This window comes from Providencia sp. PROV268 (genome assembly GCF_028477805.1).
Classification (GTDB): Bacteria; Pseudomonadota; Gammaproteobacteria; order Enterobacterales; family Enterobacteriaceae; genus Providencia; species Providencia stuartii.
Genome location: NZ_JAMPLW010000016.1, coordinates 113,874 through 135,227, shown reverse-complemented (window position 1 = coordinate 135,227; position 21,354 = coordinate 113,874). Strand labels below are relative to the sequence as shown.

20 protein-coding genes are annotated in these 21,354 nt (G+C 43.4%); 7 read left to right on the top strand and 13 right to left on the bottom strand.

What is annotated here, in order from left to right:
* The first annotated feature begins 33 nt into the window (after positions 1 to 33).
* The gene (locus PR699_RS13290) at positions 34 to 360 is read left to right on the top strand and encodes a hypothetical protein (RefSeq protein WP_004923806.1); all 327 of its coding nucleotides are present in this window, start codon (positions 34 to 36) and stop codon (positions 358 to 360) included.
* Positions 361 to 439: 79 nt separating this feature from the next.
* On the opposite strand, the gene polA is transcribed toward PR699_RS13290, so the two are convergent.
* From polA to PR699_RS13270, 4 genes are all read right to left on the bottom strand, one after another.
* Positions 440 to 3,232, bottom strand: coding sequence for a DNA polymerase I (polA, locus tag PR699_RS13285; protein ID WP_014656976.1), 2,793 nt, complete (start codon positions 3,230 to 3,232; stop codon positions 440 to 442).
* Between the two features lie 376 nt (positions 3,233 to 3,608).
* Positions 3,609 to 4,232, bottom strand: a complete 624-nt coding sequence (gene dsbA / locus PR699_RS13280) for a thiol:disulfide interchange protein DsbA (protein WP_004923800.1) — start codon at positions 4,230 to 4,232, stop codon at positions 3,609 to 3,611.
* Positions 4,233 to 4,265: 33 nt separating this feature from the next.
* The gene (locus PR699_RS13275; RefSeq protein ID WP_014656977.1) at positions 4,266 to 5,261 is read right to left on the bottom strand and encodes a serine/threonine protein kinase; all 996 of its coding nucleotides are present in this window, start codon (positions 5,259 to 5,261) and stop codon (positions 4,266 to 4,268) included.
* 6 nt (positions 5,262 to 5,267) lie between these two features.
* On the bottom strand, positions 5,268 to 5,537 hold the full coding sequence (locus tag PR699_RS13270; RefSeq protein WP_004923794.1) for a YihD family protein: 270 nt from the start codon (positions 5,535 to 5,537) through the stop codon (positions 5,268 to 5,270).
* 215 nt (positions 5,538 to 5,752) lie between these two features.
* Here PR699_RS13270 and mobA point away from each other — a divergent pair, with 215 nt between their 5' ends.
* Together mobA and mobB are read left to right on the top strand one after the other, a co-directional pair.
* Positions 5,753 to 6,340: a molybdenum cofactor guanylyltransferase MobA gene (mobA, locus tag PR699_RS13265; RefSeq protein WP_014656978.1), complete on the top strand. Its 588-nt coding sequence runs from the start codon at positions 5,753 to 5,755 to the stop codon at positions 6,338 to 6,340.
* A 2-nt stretch (positions 6,341 to 6,342) separates the two neighbouring features.
* The gene (mobB, locus tag PR699_RS13260; RefSeq protein ID WP_004923791.1) at positions 6,343 to 6,864 is read left to right on the top strand and encodes a molybdopterin-guanine dinucleotide biosynthesis protein MobB; all 522 of its coding nucleotides are present in this window, start codon (positions 6,343 to 6,345) and stop codon (positions 6,862 to 6,864) included.
* A gap of 294 nt (positions 6,865 to 7,158) precedes the next feature.
* Here mobB and gorA read toward each other — a convergent pair whose 3' ends face one another.
* Together gorA and PR699_RS13250 are read right to left on the bottom strand one after the other, a co-directional pair.
* Positions 7,159 to 8,511: a glutathione-disulfide reductase gene (gene gorA, locus PR699_RS13255; protein WP_014656979.1), complete on the bottom strand. Its 1,353-nt coding sequence runs from the start codon at positions 8,509 to 8,511 to the stop codon at positions 7,159 to 7,161.
* Between the two features lie 120 nt (positions 8,512 to 8,631).
* Entirely contained in the window at positions 8,632 to 9,474 is an 843-nt protein-coding gene (locus tag PR699_RS13250) for a 23S rRNA (adenine(2030)-N(6))-methyltransferase RlmJ (protein WP_004923787.1), read from the bottom strand.
* Positions 9,475 to 9,709: 235 nt separating this feature from the next.
* Here PR699_RS13250 and PR699_RS13245 point away from each other — a divergent pair, with 235 nt between their 5' ends.
* Positions 9,710 to 10,111: a DUF1090 domain-containing protein gene (locus PR699_RS13245; protein WP_004923780.1), complete on the top strand. Its 402-nt coding sequence runs from the start codon at positions 9,710 to 9,712 to the stop codon at positions 10,109 to 10,111.
* A gap of 176 nt (positions 10,112 to 10,287) precedes the next feature.
* Positions 10,288 to 11,283 (top strand): inner membrane protein YhjD, encoded by a 996-nt coding sequence (yhjD, locus tag PR699_RS13240; protein WP_272577848.1) that lies wholly within the window; start codon positions 10,288 to 10,290, stop codon positions 11,281 to 11,283.
* Between the two features lie 73 nt (positions 11,284 to 11,356).
* Here yhjD and PR699_RS13235 read toward each other — a convergent pair whose 3' ends face one another.
* A complete protein-coding gene (locus tag PR699_RS13235) occupies positions 11,357 to 12,418 on the bottom strand; it encodes a nitronate monooxygenase family protein (protein WP_014656981.1) in 1,062 nt (353 codons plus the stop codon).
* An 85-nt stretch (positions 12,419 to 12,503) separates the two neighbouring features.
* Between PR699_RS13235 and PR699_RS13230 the strand changes: the two genes are divergently transcribed.
* Positions 12,504 to 13,385, top strand: a complete 882-nt coding sequence (locus PR699_RS13230) for a LysR family transcriptional regulator (RefSeq protein WP_071599670.1) — start codon at positions 12,504 to 12,506, stop codon at positions 13,383 to 13,385.
* A gap of 106 nt (positions 13,386 to 13,491) precedes the next feature.
* The gene (locus tag PR699_RS13225) at positions 13,492 to 14,496 is read left to right on the top strand and encodes a serine hydrolase (RefSeq protein WP_014656982.1); all 1,005 of its coding nucleotides are present in this window, start codon (positions 13,492 to 13,494) and stop codon (positions 14,494 to 14,496) included.
* A gap of 55 nt (positions 14,497 to 14,551) precedes the next feature.
* Here PR699_RS13225 and PR699_RS13220 read toward each other — a convergent pair whose 3' ends face one another.
* The 6 genes from PR699_RS13220 to dppB form a co-directional block, all read right to left on the bottom strand.
* Entirely contained in the window at positions 14,552 to 16,030 is a 1,479-nt protein-coding gene (locus PR699_RS13220; protein WP_014656983.1) for a pitrilysin family protein, read from the bottom strand.
* A gap of 169 nt (positions 16,031 to 16,199) precedes the next feature.
* Positions 16,200 to 16,895, bottom strand: coding sequence for a HAMP domain-containing protein (locus PR699_RS13215; RefSeq protein WP_004923758.1), 696 nt, complete (start codon positions 16,893 to 16,895; stop codon positions 16,200 to 16,202).
* Positions 16,896 to 17,294: 399 nt separating this feature from the next.
* The gene (gene dppF, locus PR699_RS13210) at positions 17,295 to 18,299 is read right to left on the bottom strand and encodes a dipeptide ABC transporter ATP-binding subunit DppF (protein WP_004923755.1); all 1,005 of its coding nucleotides are present in this window, start codon (positions 18,297 to 18,299) and stop codon (positions 17,295 to 17,297) included.
* Positions 18,296 to 19,276, bottom strand: a complete 981-nt coding sequence (gene dppD, locus PR699_RS13205; protein ID WP_004923750.1) for a dipeptide ABC transporter ATP-binding protein — start codon at positions 19,274 to 19,276, stop codon at positions 18,296 to 18,298. Before dppD ends, dppF begins: the two co-directional genes overlap by 4 nt.
* A 12-nt stretch (positions 19,277 to 19,288) precedes the next feature.
* Positions 19,289 to 20,191, bottom strand: a complete 903-nt coding sequence (gene dppC, locus PR699_RS13200) for a dipeptide ABC transporter permease DppC (RefSeq protein ID WP_004923748.1) — start codon at positions 20,189 to 20,191, stop codon at positions 19,289 to 19,291.
* 11 nt (positions 20,192 to 20,202) lie between these two features.
* Entirely contained in the window at positions 20,203 to 21,222 is a 1,020-nt protein-coding gene (gene dppB / locus PR699_RS13195) for a dipeptide ABC transporter permease DppB (RefSeq protein ID WP_014656984.1), read from the bottom strand.
* Positions 21,223 to 21,354 lie beyond the last annotated feature (132 nt).

The following is a 21,354-nucleotide window of genomic DNA, read 5'->3' as shown; positions in this document are numbered from 1 at the left end:
TTTAAAGTAAAAATGAGCTCAAGGAAATAAACAGTGAAAGTAAATGAAATGTATTGCATTAAAAATGGAGAAGCGTTAATCATTTCTCCTTCACCACAAAAAAGGAAAATAACCATTCCAAAATTGATGGCATCGAGTAGAGGGCAAAAAACAAAAGCCCATCACCGTCTAGATATCAATGGAAAGCAAGTTGCAATTGCTGAAGTTGATACACGTTATAATCAATATGGAGTTACTTTAATCAGTATATCATCTTGGTCTGGAATTATTGAGCCTAATACCCAAATGAAAATCATGGCTAGTGAAAGAACATCCAAATATTCATCTGTACTTAGTTATGTATTAGTATTAATAGAATAATATATAATTTCACAATAGATAATATGACTAAATAAAACTGAGTCGAATTAAGCATTATCCGACTCAGTTCAGACTCTAACTAGTGGGCTTCATCCCAGTTATCACCAATACCGACATCAACCTTCAACGGTACATCAAGTTGCATACTTTGTTCCATCAACTCACGTATTTTGGTGGTCACACTATCAAGCTCTGACTCTTTGACTTCGAAAACTAATTCATCATGCACCTGCATTAGCATGTCAGCATGCGGTTTTTCGGTCTGTAACCAAGCATCCACCGCGATCATCGCTTTCTTGATAATATCTGCTGCCGTACCTTGCATCGGTGCGTTAATAGCCTCACGCTCAGCCGCTTTACGACGCATTCCATTACTTGACTTAATGTCGGCAAGATACAAGCGACGCCCTTCTAACGTTTCAACATACCCCTGCTCAGCCGCTTGATGGCGCGTATTTTCCATATAGCGCAGCACGCCTGGATAACGTTCAAAATAGAGGTCCATATAACGCTGAGCTTCACCGCGAGGAATGCCTAACTGTCGAGCAAGACCAAATGCGCTCATACCATAAATCAAACCGAAGTTAATCGCTTTTGCACTACGACGTTGATCACTTGTCACTTCATCCAGTGGTACACCAAATACCTCTGCTGCCGTTGCACGGTGAATATCTTTGCCTTCAGCAAACGCCGTTAATAGCCCTTTATCTTGCGATAGATGCGCCATAATACGTAATTCGATTTGCGAATAGTCCGCGGCCACTACTTTGTAGCCTTTGCGTGCAATAAATGCTTGGCGGATACGGCGACCTTCTTCCGTCCTAACCGGAATATTTTGTAAATTGGGGTCTCGAGACGATAAGCGCCCTGTCGCTGTCACTGCTTGATGATACGAGGTGTGTACCCGTTGAGTTTTCGGGCTGATCATCAACGGCAACTTGTCGGTATAGGTTGATTTCAGTTTTGCGAGACTACGGTGCTCAAGCAAGAGTTTAGGTAGGGCGTGATTTAGAGCCAACTCCTCAAGCACTTCTTCGTTGGTAGACGGTGCACCACTCGGTGTTTTTTTCACTACAGGCAGTTGTAGCTTTTCAAACAGAATCGTTTGTAATTGTTTGGTTGAAGCAAGATTGAACTCTTCACCCGCAAGCTCAAATGCCTCTTTCTCCAATTCTGCCAAACGCGCAGTGATCTCTTTCGATTGGGCCGCTAGTACCGCAGCATCGATTAATACCCCTTTACGCTCCATTCTGACAAGAACAGGCACTAATGGCATTTCAATTTCACGAAAAACGTGATTCAGTTTAGGCTCAGCCTCTAATTGAGGATACAGTGCTTGATGAAGCAATAACGTCACATCGGCATCTTCTGCCGCGTAATTGGCTGCCTGCTCAAGCGCTATTTGATTGAATGTCAGCTGCTTTTTCCCCTTCCCTGCAATCTCTTCAAAAGAGACCGTTTTATGGTTAAGGTGCCGTTCAGCGAGGCTATCCATATCATGGCGCCCCATACCCGCTACGCTATTTAGCACATAGGATTCCAGCATGGTATCAAATGCAATACCTTTCAGTTCAATATCGTAGTTGAGTAAAACCTCAGCGTCATATTTTAAGTTCTGACCTATTTTGAGTATTTTATCATTTTCCAATATCGGCTTCATGGCAGCCAACACATCATTTAATGGGAGTTGGGCTGGTGCATCAAGATAATCATGACCTAATGGCAAATAGGCCGCATAGCCGGGTTCAATGGCAAATGACATCCCAACTAAACGCGCTTCTTGTGTATCCAAACTGTCCGTTTCAGTATCAAAGGCAAAGATTGAGGCTGACGTGAGTTTTTCTATCCAGCGGTCTAAATCCGCTTTTTCCAAGATAGTTTGATAGTTTTCCGCACTCAACGTCGGTGCTGCCATGACGGCTTCAATTTTCTTTTCTGTTTTACTTGCCGCTGGCGCACTACTTTTACCACTTTTACCATCCATCCACGTGCCATTCTCAACATCCGCTAACCAGCGTTTAAACTCATAACGGCTAAACAACTGGTAAAGTTTGTCTGTGTCTGGCTCGGAGATCGCAAGTTCTTCGCAGCTTTTTTCTAGCTCCACATCGGTTTTGATGGTCGCTAATTGGTATGAAAGGAAAGCAACCTCGCGATTCTCTTCCATTTTCGGGGCTAATGTTTTCGAGCCTCTAAAGCCAAGTGGGGCGATTTTATCTAAAGAGTCGTAAATCTCTTTTAAACTGCCAATGCCTTGCAGCAAAGCAAGTGCCGTTTTTTCGCCCACACCGGGAACGCCTGGAATATTATCGGAAGAGTCGCCCATCAATGCGAGGAAGTCGATGATCAGCTCTGGCGGAACCCCATATTTATCCTCAACTTCTTGAGGGCCTAAAATGGTATTGGTCATGGTATTGATCAAGGTGATATTAGGCTCAACCAATTGAGCCATATCTTTATCGCCTGTGCTGATCAAGACAGGGATCCCTTTTTGACTCGCTTGCCTCGCAAGAGTACCAATGACATCGTCCGCTTCAACACCGGAAACCACCAGCAACGGTAGTCCCATCGCTTCGACCATTTCATGCAATGGCGCTATTTGCTCACGCAAATCATCCGGCATCGGTGGGCGGTGTGATTTATAACTCTCAAACAGCTCATCACGGAATGTTTTTCCTTTGGCATCAAAGACGACAGCCACATGACTTGGCTTATATTGCATAATCAAGCTACGCAACATATTGAGCACACCATACATGGCTCCTGTCGGTTCGCCCGCACTGTTAGTCAGTGGTGGGAATGCATGATAAGCACGGTACAGGTAAGATGAACCATCTACCAATATAAGGGGATTTTCTGCTATCTGAGCCATAATCTGTCATCATCTTTTTGTCAGGAATGAATAATAATAGGATGCCACAATGTGCGCTTAGATACACGTCGAGTTTCAACTTCATCAACAATCCTCCCCCTACTCAATTAAATAAATTAAATCGTCATTTTACTCCTTCGCTACCCTATTTTGACCGATATAACCTGTGGATAACTCTGTGAGCAAAATAATGTTATGCCTTAGATTCAATGACTAAGAAAAGATCAAGGGGTTAAACAAGAAAATAAAATCAATGAGTTAGACGAAAATCGCTTGATCTAGCTCAAAAAAAGGATTTTAAACGTATTGTGGATATTGATTACGGAACGTGAATAATTATGAATGTGGCGGCGAGTCACGCCGCCACAAGGAGAGATTATTTTTTGTCGAGCAGATAGTTCACAACTTTAGAAAACTCTTGCCCATAATCTTCGGCTTTATCGACCGCAATGCCATCATTACGGATTTGGTATTTACCATCAACAAACATCGCTGGCACACCACGTAGTTTTAGATCTTGCGCTGCGTTTTGTTGTTTAGCGACTAAAGATTTTACAACGAAGCTGTTTAGTGCAGCATCATACTCTTCACCACTCACACCTGCTTTAATAAAGGCGTTACGGATATCGTCTACCGTACGAATAGATTGTGTTTTTTGGATACCTTCAAACAGAATTGGCGTCACTTTATCTTCAACTTTTAGAACGATTGCCACTGCCCAAGATTGAGTGAGGTTTTTCCCTAATGGGCCTAAGAAATCAACGTGGTAACGTTCCATTTTGACGCCTTCAGGTAAGTTTTTCTCTACCGTTTGTGGCACTTTATACACATTTTCAAACTGATAGCAGTGAGGGCAATAGAAAGAGAAGAACTCTAAAACTTGTGGTAAGTTTTGTACTGGTTGTTTTAAAGCAACGTACTCTTTCCCTTCTGAATAGTTTGCGGCCGCTGCCCCAAATGACATGGCAATACCAATTAAAGCCAACATGATTTTTTTCATATACTACGTTCTCCAAAAAATACCACTTATTTATTAAAATTGAGGGTTTAACTGCAAAGGGGCTTCCTGCAATCGTTCAATTTGCTGAGCAAATTCGACGGATTGTTTTTGCCAAAAATCATCATCCTGCAACCATGAAAATGCTCTTGGAAAAGCGGGATCTTGCCAGCGGCGAATAATCCATCCTAAGTAATGAACCATTCTCATGGCTCTCAGTGGCTCGATTAATTTGAGCTCTTTTACATCAAAGTCACAAAACTCATTATAGGCTTCTAACAGCGTATCTAGTTGGATTAATTGATCCTGACGCGAGCCATTTAATAGCATCCACAAATCTTGTACCGCTGGGCCATTACGCGCATCATCAAAGTCCACCAGCCAAGCCTCATCACGCCACAAAATATTACCGGGATGGCAATCCCCCTGTAAACGTATTGGTGATGAGATAGTTGGCCAATACTGCTTCACTTGCGTAATCAATCTATCGAGTGATTCAACAATGGAGGCCTGCCACCTTGGAGCGATCAATTCACTTTGTACGATAATTTGGCGAGGTTGCTCAAGATACTCAGCAACACCCAGTGTTGGGCGAAAAACAAACGTTTCTTTCTTACCAATTTGGTGAATACGGCCTAATAAGCGCCCGACGTCTTCAAGCTGAAATAAATTATCGGTTTCATACTGGCGACCACCAATACTTGGAAAAACAGCAAAGATGAAACCACCAAATTCCAGCACGGTTTGCCCTGCAAACTCCAGTGGCGCAGCCACAGATAAACCCGCGTCTTGCAATTCTAATGTGAAATCATGCTCTTCTTGAATTTGTGACCGGCTCCAACGCTCGGGGCGATAGAATTTCACGACAAAGCGTTTTCGGTTTTCATCCTGAAACTGATAAACCCGATTCTCATAGCTATTTAGCTCTGTTAATCCTGATTCAGGGTAAATGCCCGCTTCCATCAACGCATCAAGGATCAAATCAGGGGAAATCCCACTAAAGTGAAAATGAGAGTGTTCGATATTATTCATCTCTGATTAATCTTTTATGATGCCGCGAGCACGCAATAACGCGGTTTTAAAGTCTTCTTCATAATCTTTTTTCAAGCCCGGTATCGCTTCATCACTGCTTTTTCCACGCATTTTCAGGTGATATATCAACACATCATCTGTTAGCTCAGACAATGGTCCTTTAAAACCTGCCTCATCGGCCAGCTTTTGTAGTAATTCCACTAAGTTTAAGTCTGAGTTGTCTTTCCATACAGGATGCAGCAGCTCAATAACTTCATTTAAGCGATGGCATTTCATGTTTATTCCTTCATCACGAATATTCGGGCTAAATTAATTGCTATCATACAAGAGAAAAAGCGAATTGATGTCAATCTAAGTAAAGTTTAACTTTAATTCGCATGAACATTCGTTGATTTTATAGGAAAATAGAATAAATTTTGGCAAATACTATAACGAAATTTATTTTCGAACATGTTGAAACCTTTTATTGAAGATAGTCAGGAAAATTGAATATGTTAGATACGCAGTCGATTACGGGTGTCATACTCGCAGGCGGTTTAGGTCGGCGTATGAGGGGCGAAGATAAAGGCTTGGTACCTTTACTCGGTAAGCCACTGTATCAACATATTATTGAACGCCTAATCCCACAGGTAGGCACGCTGATTATCAATGCTAATCGCAACCAAGAGCGCTACCAACAAAGTGGATTTACCGTCATCTCTGACCTCAATCATGATTTTGCAGGGCCACTAGCAGGCATGCAAGCAGGGTTACATCATGCAACCACAGAGTGGGTACTGTTTGTGCCTTGTGATGTACCTGCTTTTCCACTCACGCTTGCAGCAACCATGTTTCAACACAAAGGTGATAGCTTGGCTTGTTATGCCAATGATACTGAACGTGACCACCCAACTTTTGCCTTACTCCATCGTTCATTAGCACCCTCATTGGATGAGTACCTTGCAAAAGGAGAGCGCAAATTAATGTTTTTTATGCGGGAAATAGCAGCGAAATGTGTGATTTTCCCTCCACAATTAGGCTCTTTTGCTAATTTAAATACCCCTGAAGATAGCCTCAACTGGGAGCAACAACAAAAATAATCATGAAACAAAAATCTCTACCTCTACTCGGCATCACCGCCTATAGTGGCACCGGCAAAACCACACTATTAAAAAAAGTGATCCCATTATTACGGCAACGCAATGTTCGCGTCGGTTTAGTCAAACATACACATCACGATATGGATGTCGATAAACCCGGCAAGGACAGTTATGAATTACGTAAAGCGGGCGCTGATCAAACACTTGTCGCCAGCCAAAAGCGCTGGGCGCTGATGACCGAAACCCCAGCTCAGGATGACGAATTAGACCTGCATTATTTGGCGAGCCGTTTTGATCCTAGCTCCCTCGATCTGATTTTAGTCGAAGGGTTTAAGCATGAGACGATCGATAAGATCGCGCTGTTTAGATCGGAAGTGGGTAAACCATTAGATGGCTTAATTGACCAACATGTGATCGCCGTCGCCAGCAATCAAATTATTGATACCACCTTGCCACAATTAGATATCAATAACCCAGAACAAATCGCTGATTATATTGTGTCTTGGTGGCAAAAAAGCCAATAGCCCCCTGCCGCTGGATTTTGGGTGCATTAAAAGCAGGGAATCAATATGTTAAAAATGGAAACAGTGCGACTCAATAGTATAGCGGGAGCTATTAAGCATGACACAACGGGATTTAGCCAATAAGTAAAGGCACGGTGAATACGATCCATAAAATAGTATCAGCATAGCCCCTACGCTCAGGTATTTCACTGGCAATGATTTAAATGGATTCGTCGGAGTTTAGTTATTTGGAGTGAAATGTCTGAGGCTGAACGGATAACGTTCAGCCTTTTTAACGTGTTGTGACGGTGACTCTTAGCGCATTGTCACAAATTCTTCTGCCGCTGTTGGGTGGATAGCCACAGTATTATCGAAATCTTTCTTCGTTGCCCCCATCTTCAGTGCAACGGCAAAGCCTTGTAAGATTTCATCCATACCAAAGCCAATACCATGAATACCAACAATTTTCTCATCCGTTCCCACACACACCAATTTCATACGGCATGGCTGACGATGAGAAGTGACCGCGGTATACATCGCTGTAAATGAAGATTTATAACATTTAACCTGATCCGCCCCGTATTTTTCGATTGCTTCAGGCTCCGTCAAACCAACGGTACCAATAGGTGGATGGCTAAACACAACGGTTGGAATATTACTGTAATCTAAGTGTTCATCTGGCTTATTATTAAATAAACGTTCAGATAGACGACGCCCCGCAGCAACCGCAACTGGTGTTAACTCAACAGCCCCCGTGTTATCACCTACCGCATACACACCCGCGACATTGGTGTTTTGGTATTTATCGACTTTGATATAACCTTTTTCATTCAGCTCAACACCCGCTGCTTCAATATTCAGGTTATCAGTCATTGGTTCACGGCCAATCGCCCAAATCAATGCATCGACAGTTTGTTCTTTGCCATTTTCCAATTTCAGCGTCAAAGAACCATCGGCATTTTTGACGACCTCTTTTGGTACAGATTCTGTATGCAGAGTTGGACCTTCGGTATTCATCACCTCAACCAAAGTTTCAACAATCAGAGGGTCAAACGAACGTAGCGGAGCATGTTTACGGACAAATAGATGAGCCTCACTGCCTAGGCCATTTAAGACACCCGCCAATTCAACCGCAATATAACCAGCACCAACAACCGCAACACGTTTTGGTAAATATTCAAGCTCAAAGAAGCCGTCCGATGTCATGCCATATTCTGCACCAGGAATGGCAGGGATCACTGGGCGACCACCTGTTGCAATTAAAATATGATCAGCGGTATAAATTTCACCATCGACTTCAACAGTATGTGCATCGACAAAACGAGCAAACCCCTTGATCACATCGACCTTGTTATTACCTAATACACGGTCATAAGATTGATGGATACGATCAATATAAGCAGTACGACTTGCAATTAAGGTTTTCCAATCAAAACGGTTAATTGTGGTATCAAAACCATAGTCAGGGCCATAAGCACGGATCGCCTCAGAGATTTGTGCGGCATGCCACATCACTTTCTTCGGTACACATCCCACGTTCACACAGGTTCCACCTAACGCTTTCGCTTCAATTAGGGCACACTTTTGTCCATACATTGCCGCTCGGTTCATAGAAGCAATACCGCCACTTCCGCCACCAATCGCAATATAGTCGTAATGTTTGCTCATAACTTGGTTATTCCCATTTTTGATTAATTAAAAAGCTAATACTTACTATTATGCTATTTATCAATTTGATCACAATAGCAATAAAAGATAGGTATCTCCTCTTAATGAAATAGAGGCTGCCTATTCAGGCACAATCCACTCGACTAAGGTATGCCCTGTTCCTTCTGGAACGAGGGTTTTGTGTAACCAAGGGAGCACTTTTTGCATCTGCTGCTCTAATTTCCATGGTGGATTGATCACAATCATACCTGATGCCGTCATGCCTCGTTGATCGCTATCAGGACGTACAGCTAATTCAATTTGTAATATTTTACGGATCCCAGTCGCTTCCAATTGACTGATCATGCGCTTAATTTGTTGTCTCAATACAACAGGATACCAGATCGCATACGTTCCCGTCGCAAAGCGTTTATAGCCTTCGACGATCCCCTTTACGACAGCTTCATAATCAGATTTCAGCTCATAAGGCGGATCAATCAACATAAAACCGCGACGGCTTGGTGGCGGTAATTTCGCTTTCAGTTGTTGATAACCATCGTCTTTGGACACCTGAGCACGGTTATCGCGAGAAAATTCTGCACGCAATAGCGGGTAATCAGTAGGATGCAACTCAGTGAGCACCAATTTGTCTTGCTCACGCAATAAGTGCTTCGCTAATAGCGGCGAACCAGGGTAATAACGTAACCGCCCATTTTCATTCATGCGACGGACAATATTCATATAAGGAAGCAATTCCTCTGGTAAGTCCGGCTGTTCCCAAATGCGCGCAATCCCTTGTAGATATTCACCTGTTTTTTCTGCATGCTCACTGGTTAACTGATAGCGACCAGCCCCCGAGTGCGTATCCACATACAGGAAAGGTTTTTCTTTCTCTTTAAGAGATTCAATAATAAGGCTTTGAACAGTGTGTTTTAACACATCTGCATGGTTGCCTGCATGAAAACTATGGCGGTAACTTAACATGACACTTTTCTTTCCTGAGGAAATTCAACACTAGCCAAATATGACTATTATCAAATAGATTCTTTAAAGACAGCCTGTAAAATAAAACATAGACCGAATGATTTGTTCTGATTCTGAACCATTATAGCCAAATTTCGTTAAAATTAGCACTATTCCTAATTTGACAAAACGGCATGACTTCAACATGATAAAAAGCTATCCTAAACAAAATTAAAATATAATTAAGGACAAAAAAATGCATAAATCACTCATGACAACGATAACAGCGGTTTTACTTTTAGCAGGGACTTCGGCAACGGCAGGAAATAAACAAAATGGCTGTGAAATTAAAAAGCAGAAAATTGAAACTCAAATAAAATACGCCAAAAAACACGGTAACACTTACCGTGTTGCAGGTTTGCAAAGGGCTCTTGATAACGTTAATACCTATTGCACGCCGACATCGCTTTACCGTGACAGCCAAAAAAATGTGGCTGAAAAACGAGAAAAAGTACAAGAAAGAGAAGCTGAATTATTGGAAGCAAAACAAAAAGGAAATAGCGATAAAATCGCAAAGCGCGAACGTAAGCTAAAAGAGGCTCAAGAAGAGCTAAAAGAAGCACAAGCGGAGTTAGAGCTCTATAAAACAGGCCTATAAATTCTTCGTAACCTTCTATTTTTCCGACCAAATTCAGTCCTCATTTGCAATGAAATAACCGACCTTAAAGCCTATTTTGTAGATAAAAATGGGCTTTAAGGTGAAGAATTTTGCAAATTTACGCTATAGTATGGTGAAAATTAAGTAAAATTAGATACGGAGTCAAAGGGGAACGAATGTCGAATATGCATGAAGAAGAGCAAAAAGACGCCAGTAAATTAAAATCAAAGCTCAATAAAAGCATCGATAACAGTAAAAAAGCACTGACATTTTCTATGCGAGTAGTGAATTTTATTTGTGCAATTCCTTTTATTGCACACCTTATTCGTACTGCTCAACGATTCACTGATCGTATGGGGAACCAGTTCGGTGCTGCGATTACCTATTTTTCGTTTCTTTCTTTAATCCCTGTATTAATGTTTACCTTTGCAGCAGCGGGTTTTGTATTAGCCAGTAACCCAGAATTACTTGAACGGCTAGTTCGCGGTATTTCTGCCAGCATCAGTGACCCGACATTAGCCAATACATTAGAAAGAACCATTGATACCGCAATCCGCCAGCGGACTACCGTTGGTTTAACCGGTTTGGCATTAGCCGTTTACTCGGGCGTAAACTGGGTTAACAACTTACGATTAGCCATTTTGGCGCAATCACGCCCTGTTTGGGAGCGCAATGAAGATGAACATGAAAAAATTTATTTCCTCTATTTGCGCGATTTTCTATCCTTAATTGGCCTACTTATCGCCTTGATCGTAACAATTACGCTCACCTCTGTCGCAGGCTCCGCTCAAGCAACCATTGTTAGAACGCTTGGCCTAGATAATATCGAATGGTTAAAACCGGCTTGGACTCTGATTGGTCTGACGATTTCAATTATCGCTAACTTCTTGCTGTTCTTATGGATTTTCTGGATTTTACCGCGTATGCAGCACCGCCGCTCTTCCTTATTGAAAGGCACTCTACTCGCGGCTATTGGCTTTGAAGTGATTAAATCAATCATGACTTGGATTTTACCAAACTTAGCCTCATCCCCTTCTGGCGCGGCTTTCGGTTCGGTGCTGGGCTTAATGGCCTTCTTCTACTTCTTTGCTAGATTGACTCTATTTTGTGCTGCGTGGATCGCAACGGATGAGCCAAAGAACGCAAAAGAGAACGAAATTCTCACTTCTTAACGCATTGACAGGGTGGCAAAAGATCCATCATTTGCCCCCCTTCAAAATTTCTCACATGTTACAACTTTACACATTATTTCGTCATTTCTGATACAAGCGTCTCTACCAATACGCTCGCTGGCATCTCTCGCGCTTTCAACGCATTTTGGCCTGCCCAATGTGCGGCAAAATCATCACTCCCCATTTTACTTGCCACTGCATGCAACTGTTTTCCAAGATCATACGCTATCGGGTAATCCGGTATAGCAGGACAATCATCCGCTTGTGTCATACGAATAAATTGGTTCACAATCCCTCTTGCGGGTCGGCCAGAGATAGCCGCTGTTAATGCCGTGTCCGCTGCATTTTGGCTTTTCAGCTTATGACGGTAACCTTCATTTGCTGCTGATTCAGGGCACAAAATAAACGCTGTACCAAGTTGAGCCGCCACGGCTCCTTGCTCTAAAGCTGTTTTAATTTCTTGCCCATCCATCAAGCCGCCCGCAGCAATAATCGGTAATTGGCTATTTTTCACTAGTAATTCAACCAAGTGGAATGTTGTTATCGCTTCATCTTCGGCATTAACATCAAACATTCCTCGGTGCCCACCCGCTTCAATGCCTTGAGCGATAATAGCATCAATACCTGCCTGCTCGATCAACTGAGCCTCTCGTAAGCAAGTTGCCGTCGCCATTGTATAGATCCCTTGGGCTTTTAACTGATCAATCACCTGTTTATCCGGAATATTAAAATGGAAACTGACAACTGCTGGCCTCATTTCTAGCAGTAGTGCCAACATGTGAGGATCATCTAAGAATGATGTGTAAACTTGGTTTAATTGCTGAGGTGGCAATACGTTAAACTGAGCTAATTGTTGGGCAAAGTAATGAATCCATGCTTGTTCAATCTCACGATTACGTACGGGGGTAGAATGGCAGAACACATTCACATTAAAAGGTTTGTCTGTTAAAGCATTAGTTTTCTCAATCAATGCTTTAGCTTGAGGTACAGAGCTAGCCCCAAGCCCTAATGAGCCTAGCCCCCCTGCCTCAGAAACTGCCGCAGCCAACTCAGGTGTTGAAACGCCCGCCATAGGGGCTTGAATGATTGGGTAACGTAAGCCCAAACGTTGGAGAAATACTTCAGAATGCTCCATTATCTTTCCTTTATCATCAAGTAGGGTTACACTTATTATTCTGTTATTAAGAATAAATATAGCATCATATTCACGAAAAAAGAAAATGAACTCTGAATCCCTAAAAATATTTTGCATGGTCGCAGAAGAACTCAGTATCACACGCGCAGCAATGCGCCTCGGTAGGGTTCCCTCAAATATTACAACGCGTATTCAACAGCTTGAGTCCGATCTGGGAGAGCCGCTGTTTATTCGTCAAGGTAAGCAGATGCAATTGTCAGAAGCCGGCACACGCTTCCTACAATACGCCTATCGTTTACTGGCGTTAGAGCAAGAAGCCCGCCATGTCACGAGTTTAGGCAGAGAAGGAGGACAACTAAGAATAGGTAGCATGGAGAGCACGGCGGCCTGCCGGTTACCTCAACCTTTGGCAGCCTACCACCAACAGCACCCAACAACCCAATTGTCATTATTAACCGGAACCTCACAAGCCCTAATCGAACAAGTACGTCGTGAACAGTTAGATTGTGCTTTTGTGGCACTTCCCCAAGATTTGTATGATATTAACCAACTCTGTGATATGGGCATTCAGTCACAAGTCGTTTGGCAGGAGCAGCTAGTCTTATTGCTTCCCGAGCAAGATAAATTAGCAAAGACCGCCTCAGATATTCAAACACGCTCACTTGCTACCTTCGCCCAAGGATGCAGCTACCGCTATATTGCTGAGCAGTGGCTAAATATTCCAAATCAACGAGATTGGCATATTCAGCAACTTAGCTCCTATCATGCGATGGTCGCATGCGTCAGTGCAGGAAGCAGTATCGCGCTACTACCGGCTCAATTATTTCATTCTATGGGGGATGCTTCCTCATTGTTAGCCTCGCTCCCCGTCACAACATGTGATACCTATTTGATTTATCGTACTGGATACCAAGTGCCTGCTTTTACGGCTTTTAAGACATTAATTTTATCGCGTGAGGTTAATTAAAAATTCACCGCCTTTCTGGACACATGGCAAGCTGATTATTCAAGTATGTTATAAGTGAATATGAGCACTCACTCTATCTCTAAAGACCAAATGAGTTGGGAGAAAAATGATAACTACACAATATATTCAGCAGTTAGAAGACTTACCTTGCGGCGTTGTGCTTTACTATCACAACCAAAAAAAGGCGAGTATCAGTACATTTTGTGCTAGAGGAAGCGATCTGGCAGGTCGGCCATTGACAGTTGATACCCCATTACGCATTGCCAGTAACACAAAAACGTTTACCGCAGCAGCCATACTTAGGTTAGTTGAAATGGGGAAATTATCGTTAGATGATGCCATTTCACAACATATCACACCTGAATTTAACCAATTATTGTGTGACAGCTATGCCACCGATCATATCACTATTCGTCATCTACTCAGCCATAGTAGCGGGCTTTTTGATCATGCAGATGATCACTACCTCAAGCGCGTACTTGCGAAACCGACACACCAGTGGACTCGGTTAGAGCAAATACAGCTCTATGTGCGTAAAAAATTCCCTATTGTCGCACCTTCAGACACATTTATTTATTCAGATACAGGTTACATACTGTTAGGCGATATCATTGAACGTGTTACGGGCCAATCGTTAGGCCACGCCGTTAGGGAGTTATTAAAATTCAATAAAATTGGATTAGATACCGCTTATTGGGAGTATTTAGAGCAACCTACGACAGATGCACCTCGTGCACGCCAATACCTAAAAGAGATAGAAGGTACACATATTCATGCTTCGATGGATGTGTATGGCGGGGGTGGTTTAATTACCTCATCTCAACAAATGGCTCGATTCCTTGAAGCCTTATTTAATGGCGAAATCTTTGAGAAACCAGAAACTCTACAGACAATGCTGAGTGTAGGTCACCATGTGGGCGCCCAAGAGTACCGATTAGGGTTGATGGCAAGTGTTGTAAATGGCATGACGCTATATTCACACCTTGGTTTTTGGGGATCTGCCGCCTATTACTCACCGGAAACCCAGACAAGTGCAGCCGGCTTTGTCGATGACAGGGATTCCCGAGAAACCTTAATTCGGGTGATTGAAGGGTTACTGACGCAACGTTAAAAAACAACAGGATGAAAAGTAAATAGCCCCTAAGTTGGGGCTATTTAATGACAGATTATTTCGCTGCTTTTGCAGGCTCCGCTTCAATTGCCGGTGTAGGCTCAACCTGTGGCCACAGCACCTTAGTAAATTTCTGGCGGATTTGCTCAGCATCCATCAACTGCTTCTCTTTCGGTTGAACCAACACAAAGGCAGCTTCTTGAGACAATAAACGACGCACTTCCATATTCACTTGATCCAGCGTTTGCCCCGCTAAGAAAGATTGCCTTAGTCGTTGATACTGCTCAGGAGCGATATCAACCACCCCATTTTGTTGAGAGATCAAGCGTTGGCCTGCTAACACATCCGTACTGGTACGAGCATAGGCCGCAAACAATTGTGATAATTGCACCTGTTTTTCATTGAGCATTTCATCAAACAATTCAGGTGAAATCCCATTTTGAACAGCGGTTGATAGCTCATTGAGAACAACATCTGTCACTGCTGCCATTTTTTCTGGCGCTGCTGCAACCGTTAACGTACAGCTAGCCTTCTGATATTGCACTCGGCAATCTAAGTTCGAATTCACTTCATCTTGGTTAAACTTTTGGCTAAAGGTTTTTTGTAATGAACGATAAAGTGCTTCACGGGCTAAATCACTTCCCCAATAGCGCATCAGTACGGCAGAGTCATTAATCGGTTGCCAATCGATATCCCAAATTAGGGATAAGCTATCTTTTGTTTGCTTATCTTGCAGAATGTCGATGGATTGAGGTTTCACCTGCGATAAAACAGCTACCGCAACAGGCTCTGAACGTTTACCTTCTAGTGAAGAGAACGTTTGAGTGATGTAATCAGATAACATGCGTGAATCAACATGACCTGCAACATACAGCGTCATAACATCTGGCGTATACCATTTTTGGTAAAACGAATTCACACTCTCTAAATCTACATTGTCCTTAACCTTTTGCCCTGGGTCATAGCCCATCATTGCAGAGCCTTTCAGACGTGCGCGCCATACAGGATCCGTCGCATCAATAGGCAATGTAGCAACAGGAGCATTTGTCACACTCAGACCATTGTGCAGTGTGGTTTCAGTATAAGTTGCCCCAGCCGCGGAGGTTGCTAACCAGTTGAGTGCTTGTTTGAGAAGCTCTGGCTTATTGTGTGGTAAGCTCAAGCTATAAATTGTGTAGTCATATGAGACGACCGCTGGCGGAATGGGAACATCAGGATCGGTTGCCTGACGCCAAAAATTTTGCAACGTTGCGGTTGGAAATGCTTCTGTTTGATGTAACAGCGCCATTTTAGGGATTAAGTAGCTGTAACCTTTTTCATTTGCTTTTTCTGACAAAGACCCTGTTTTAATGGCCAATCTCAGTTGAATTCGGTCATTAGGACGCTGTGGAGTCTGCAATAGCTGCCAGCTAAAGCCATTTTCAAGCTTTCCTTGCTGCCATGCTGGATCAGGCTGCAATGGCTCAGCACTCGCAAGGCCAGCGACTGACAGTAGCACCACACTAAAGATATACCGAATTTTCAAACCCTGCATGTAAACCCCTATGTATTTTCTATCCTTGTATTTAACCGCAAAAATATGACTGATAAATTAACGAAAAACGCTAATTATAGGGTTAAACGATATGGTTTGGTCTCATACACTGTAAGTGACACCAATTATTAACGATATTAGACCACAAAGCTCGCCACATGTTCATGACTTAGTCTGAATTTTGCTGTTTTCTTTGGCGGTTATAATTCTTCGCCAATAAGCCTATCTCGTCATCCTTATGATAACCTGATACTTTGATGTCTTGATCGCCGCCATCTTGTAATTCTAGCGCAATTTTACGTAATGGCCTGACAATCATTCGACTTACACACCATGTCATCGCAATCGCAATGATCAAAACTAACAACAAATATGTCGTTATCATTAATGCCAACGTGTTGAAGGCGAATCGATAAACACGATTTGAATCAACTTGCAGCGTTAAATACCCTTGGGGTTTCGCCGTCAAGACGGTATTCCCATAGGCATACAAAGGTACTGTCATCTCTACTGGAATACCGGCAAATTTCACCGCCCAACTAGGAATTGGACGGGGTGTCGCAAAGTCTAAATGGATAACAGTCGCCCCATCGACTGTCACAATCGCTTTGCCCATAATACCCGATGTTTTCAAGCTCACGAGTAGCCGTTTAACTTCGTTCAGATCTGAACTTAATAATGATTCAGTCAATGGTTTTTGAATTTGTACAACCGCATTACTAAGCTGATTGAGATAGTCACCTTTTCTTTGCTCAAGTAAGTAACTAAATTGAATTGCCAAAAAAAGGGCGAGTGAGCTTAACGTGATCACAAAAAATACGATCATGCTTTTTAACGTTAGAGAACGTTGCACCCTGTTCTTCATGTTTCCGAAACCTTCTTTATCAAGCTTCTTTTGAATTGAATATTTTTCGCTTTAAAAAGCGGCCCTTTATCAACAAAGTCAGATAAACACCGACTAACATCCCCCCATTAACCCAACATATCACAATATTTTTTACCAATATTGCGAAACTGCAACTGGGCGCGAATCATTATTCAAGCCAAATAATCAATAAGTTTGGGTAGCGCGCCCAAAAAGGTAGGTTTTATGGGGCATTGGATGTCACTGAGTTATTCTCAGTATACTTGATTTTATCAATAAAGGAGCAGTTAAAAGTGAAAGTTTATGTAATTAAGACAAAGGGGGGATTTACGGAAACAACAACAACGTATCACACTGGATAACGGCAGAAAAGCAATATTTCTGCCGTCTTAGTGGGGATTAACTGGCTACAACGCTATTTTTTTCATCTTCATCGACGGCAAAACAGGCAACCAATTGCCCTCCGTACTCTTTAAGAGCCGGTTGGAATTGCGTGCATTGCCCGAATGCTCGGCGGCAACGAGCTGCAAAAGCGCACCCCGGTGGTGGATTCAGCGGGCTTGGTAACTCTCCCGTCAACTTGATCCTTTCACGCCGTGAATCAGGGTTTAACCTTGGTGTTGCTGATAGCAGTGCTTGAGTATAAGGGTGCAAAGGATTATTAAAGATCTGTTCTTTAGTTCCTTTTTCTACGCAACGCCCCAAATACATCACCATCACTTCATCAGCTATATGTTCAACCACGGATAGATCATGCGAAATGAACACATAAGATAGCCCTAGCTCTTGCTGCAAATCCATCATTAGGTTAAGCACTTGAGCGCGTACGGAAACGTCCAGTGCTGAAACTGGTTCATCAGCAACAACAACATCAGGATCTAACATTAACCCTCGTGCGATTGCGATGCGCTGGCGTTGCCCGCCCGAAAACATATGAGGATAGCGCTCATAATGCTCCGTTTTTAACCCAACCTTAGCCATCATCGATAACACCTTTTCTCTACGCTGCTCTTTAGATAACGAGGTGTTAATCAATAAAGGCTCCTCAAGTATTTGCCCGACTTTTTTACGAGGATTTAAAGAGCCATATGGGTTTTGAAAGACAATTTGAATTTTTTGGCGACGTAGCTTTTCAGCCGCCTTGTCTTTAACCAGTAGGTTTTGGTCTTGATAGTAAAGCTCCCCCTCTGTGGGTTGTTCAATCATGGTCAGTAAACGACCTAGTGTCGATTTACCACACCCAGATTCTCCAACAACGGCGAGTGTTTTTCCTTTTTCTAGCTCAAATGAAACGCCATCGAGAGCTTTGACTAACCTTTCTGCCGAAAATATACCGCTTTTCGCTGAATAATATTTCTTTAAATTAATAGCCTGTAGTAAAGGCTTATGTTGATTTTCACTCATAGTGTCGGCCTCCCCATATCATCCAGCGGCATGTGGCATTTCACCTGCCTATCTCCAACAGAGCGCAATTCAGGCTCCTCAATACGACAACGCTCTGTCGCATAGGGGCAGCGAGGGTTCAACAGACAACCTTGTGGTCGGTCATATTTCCCCGGCACAACGCCCGGTAATGACGCTAACCGAGATTTATTAGTGGCAAACTCGGGCAAGGCACGTAACAGCGCTTGAGTATAGGGATGACGAGGATGTTTAAAGATATCAGAGGCCTTCGCTGATTCCACGACTTGGCCCGCATACATCACAATAATGTGATGTGCCGCTTCAGCAACCAAGGCAAGATCATGGGTGATCAAGACCAAGGCCATATTCTCTTGTTGTTGTAATTCAAGCAATAACTCAATAATTTGTGCTTGGATCGTCACATCAAGTGCGGTCGTCGGTTCGTCTGCAATCAATAACTTAGGCCGACATGCGATCGCCATCGCAATCATGACCCGCTGACTCATCCCACCTGATAGCTGGTGTGGATAAACATCAAGCCGCGATTTCGGGTCAGGGATCCCGACCATCGTCAGTAAATCAATTGCACGTTGTTTACGCGTACTTTTACTACCGCCTTGGTGCACTTTCAGCGCTTCCATTATCTGATAACCCACTGTAAAACAGGGGTTCAGACTGGTCATAGGGTCCTGAAATATCATCGCTACATCGGCACCAACAATTTGCCGACGCTCTTTTTCGGGAATAGACAATAAGTCACGCCCGTCAAATTGCAACGAATTAGCCATCACTTTCCCAGGATAGTCTATCAGCCCCATTATCGCTAAAGAGCTTACCGATTTCCCCGAGCCAGACTCACCCACTATGCCAACAACCTGACCTTTTTCAACGCTATAGCTGATGCGGTCAACGGCACGGAACGGGGTACTTTCATCACCAAAGTGTACCGAGAGTTGTTCTACATTTAACAATGCCATTAGATTACCTCATCACTGCTTGAGTTTTGGATCAAATGCATCACGCAAACCATCACCCATCAGGTTAAACGCTAATACAGTTAACAAGATTGCCAGACCAGGGAAGGTGACGACCCACCACGCACTTTGAGCGAATTGCAGCACGTCAGACAACATTGTGCCCCATTCAGGTGTTGGTGGCTGTGCTCCCATACCAAGAAAACCCAAAGCAGCCATATCTAAGATGGCATTAGAAAAGCCAAGTGATGCTTGAACAATCAACGGTGCCAAGCAGTTCGGTAAAATATTAACAAACATCTGACGCGTAGCACCGGCGCCTGCCACACGTGAAGCGGTGACATAATCGCGATTCACTTCTACCAACACCGCGGCGCGAGTAAGCCGGATATAGTGAGGCAATGCAACGAAGGTCAGTGCAAGTGAGGCATTAACGATTGAAGGGCCAAAGATTGCCACCAATACTAAAGCCAGCAATAAACTCGGTAGGGCTAACATGATGTCAACGATACGCATAATCACAGCATCGACCACACCACCAAAATAGCCTGCAATAACGCCGACCGTCACCCCCATAATCAATGAGAGCACCACCACAAGGCAGCCGACTAACAGAGATAAGCGTGCACCATACATTAAGCGAGATAACAGATCTCGACCAACGTCATCCGTACCTAAGATAAATTGCCAACTTCCGCCGGATTCCCAAACAGGTGGTACCAATAAGAAATCGCGGAACTGCTCATCTGGTGCATGAGGGGCTAAAACACCTGCAAAAATAGCCACTAAGATCATTAAAATGATATATGCCATTCCGGCAACCGCACCTTTATTACGCTTAAAGTAGTGCCAGAATTCTTGGAATGGGGTCATCGGCTTAGGGGCGCTGACAACCGTTGGCTCAGTAGATTGAGACATGTAAGCGCTCCTTATTTTTTATGACGAATACGTGGGTTAACAATGCCGTACAGCAGATCAACCACGAGGTTAACAAAAATAATCAAAGTTGCGACTAATAAAACCCCACCTTGAACCACTGGGTAATCACGACGTTGAAGCCCTTCAATCAGCCAACGACCTAGACCTGGCCACGAAAAAATAGTTTCCGTTAGAATTGCGCCAGCGAGCATAACACCCACTTGTAAACCAATCACGGTGACAACAGGCAGCATCGCATTTCTCAGCGCATGAATAAGAATAACGCGTGCACGGCTAACCCCTTTGGCTCGAGCCGTACGAATGTAATCTTCCCCTAGTACTTCTAGCATCGATGAGCGAGTCATACGGACTATCACCGCCAGAGGTATGGTTCCAAGCACAATGGAAGGAAGTATGAGATGCTCAACCGCATCAATAAAGTTCCCTTCATCCCCCCAAATTAAGGTATCAATCAGCATAAAACCAGTCAGCGGATAGGAGTCATCCAAAAATACACTGTCGCTAACGCGCCCAGATACGGGGGTCAAATCCAACTGCACTGACACCAGCATGATTAACATGATCCCCCACCAGAAAATTGGCATTGAGTAACCTGTTAGGGATAAGCCAATTGCTGTGTGATCGAAAATAGAGCCACGCTTCACTGCGGCTAAAACACCGACAGGGATCCCCACTGAAATTGCAAAAATCATCGCACAGGTTGCCAGTTCCATCGTGGCTTTAAAACGGGGGAAAAATTCATCCCAAACCGCTATCCGGCTTTTCAATGAAATCCCTAAGTCACCATGAAATATGCCATTAATATAGTGAAGATATTGTTTCCACAATGGCTGGTCTAAGCCCAATTCAGCCATTAAATAAGCGTGTCGTTCGGGCGATAAGCCTCTTTCACCTGCCATAATCATCACGGGGTCACCCGGGATCATATGCACAAATGCGAACGTGAGTAATGTGATACCGATAAACGTAGGGATAACTAGCCCCAAACGTCGGAGGATAAATTGCAACATATCCTGAATCTCTTTTAATAATGCCTTTGACGGCTCTGAGTCCGTTTGGCTAATCAGAAGAGTGTGACTCTTCTGTCTGCTCACAAAGAACTGAGTTTTCTGTTTCCCTGAAATTCAGAGGTGAAAACGCCC

Bases quoted from the DNA above. Each gene is read 5' to 3' on its own strand.
- polA (WP_014656976.1), bottom strand. From the start codon at position 3,232: ATGGCTCAGATAGCAGAAAATCCCCTTATATTGGTAGATGGTTCATCT.
- dsbA (WP_004923800.1), bottom strand. From the start codon at position 4,232: ATGAAAAAAATCATGTTGGCTTTAATTGGTATTGCCATGTCATTTGGG.
- PR699_RS13275 (WP_014656977.1), bottom strand. From the start codon at position 5,261: ATGAATAATATCGAACACTCTCATTTTCACTTTAGTGGGATTTCCCCT.
- PR699_RS13270 (WP_004923794.1), bottom strand. From the start codon at position 5,537: ATGAAATGCCATCGCTTAAATGAAGTTATTGAGCTGCTGCATCCTGTA.
- mobA (WP_014656978.1), top strand. From the start codon at position 5,753: ATGTTAGATACGCAGTCGATTACGGGTGTCATACTCGCAGGCGGTTTA.
- mobB (WP_004923791.1), top strand. From the start codon at position 6,343: ATGAAACAAAAATCTCTACCTCTACTCGGCATCACCGCCTATAGTGGC.
- gorA (WP_014656979.1), bottom strand. From the start codon at position 8,511: ATGAGCAAACATTACGACTATATTGCGATTGGTGGCGGAAGTGGCGGT.
- PR699_RS13250 (WP_004923787.1), bottom strand. From the start codon at position 9,474: ATGTTAAGTTACCGCCATAGTTTTCATGCAGGCAACCATGCAGATGTG.
- PR699_RS13245 (WP_004923780.1), top strand. From the start codon at position 9,710: ATGCATAAATCACTCATGACAACGATAACAGCGGTTTTACTTTTAGCA.
- yhjD (WP_272577848.1), top strand. From the start codon at position 10,288: ATGTCGAATATGCATGAAGAAGAGCAAAAAGACGCCAGTAAATTAAAA.
- PR699_RS13235 (WP_014656981.1), bottom strand. From the start codon at position 12,418: ATGGAGCATTCTGAAGTATTTCTCCAACGTTTGGGCTTACGTTACCCA.
- PR699_RS13230 (WP_071599670.1), top strand. From the start codon at position 12,504: ATGAACTCTGAATCCCTAAAAATATTTTGCATGGTCGCAGAAGAACTC.
- PR699_RS13225 (WP_014656982.1), top strand. From the start codon at position 13,492: ATGATAACTACACAATATATTCAGCAGTTAGAAGACTTACCTTGCGGC.
- PR699_RS13220 (WP_014656983.1), bottom strand. From the start codon at position 16,030: ATGCAGGGTTTGAAAATTCGGTATATCTTTAGTGTGGTGCTACTGTCA.
- PR699_RS13215 (WP_004923758.1), bottom strand. From the start codon at position 16,895: ATGAAGAACAGGGTGCAACGTTCTCTAACGTTAAAAAGCATGATCGTA.
- dppF (WP_004923755.1), bottom strand. From the start codon at position 18,299: ATGAGTGAAAATCAACATAAGCCTTTACTACAGGCTATTAATTTAAAG.
- dppD (WP_004923750.1), bottom strand. From the start codon at position 19,276: ATGGCATTGTTAAATGTAGAACAACTCTCGGTACACTTTGGTGATGAA.
- dppC (WP_004923748.1), bottom strand. From the start codon at position 20,191: ATGTCTCAATCTACTGAGCCAACGGTTGTCAGCGCCCCTAAGCCGATG.
- dppB (WP_014656984.1), bottom strand. From the start codon at position 21,222: ATGTTGCAATTTATCCTCCGACGTTTGGGGCTAGTTATCCCTACGTTT.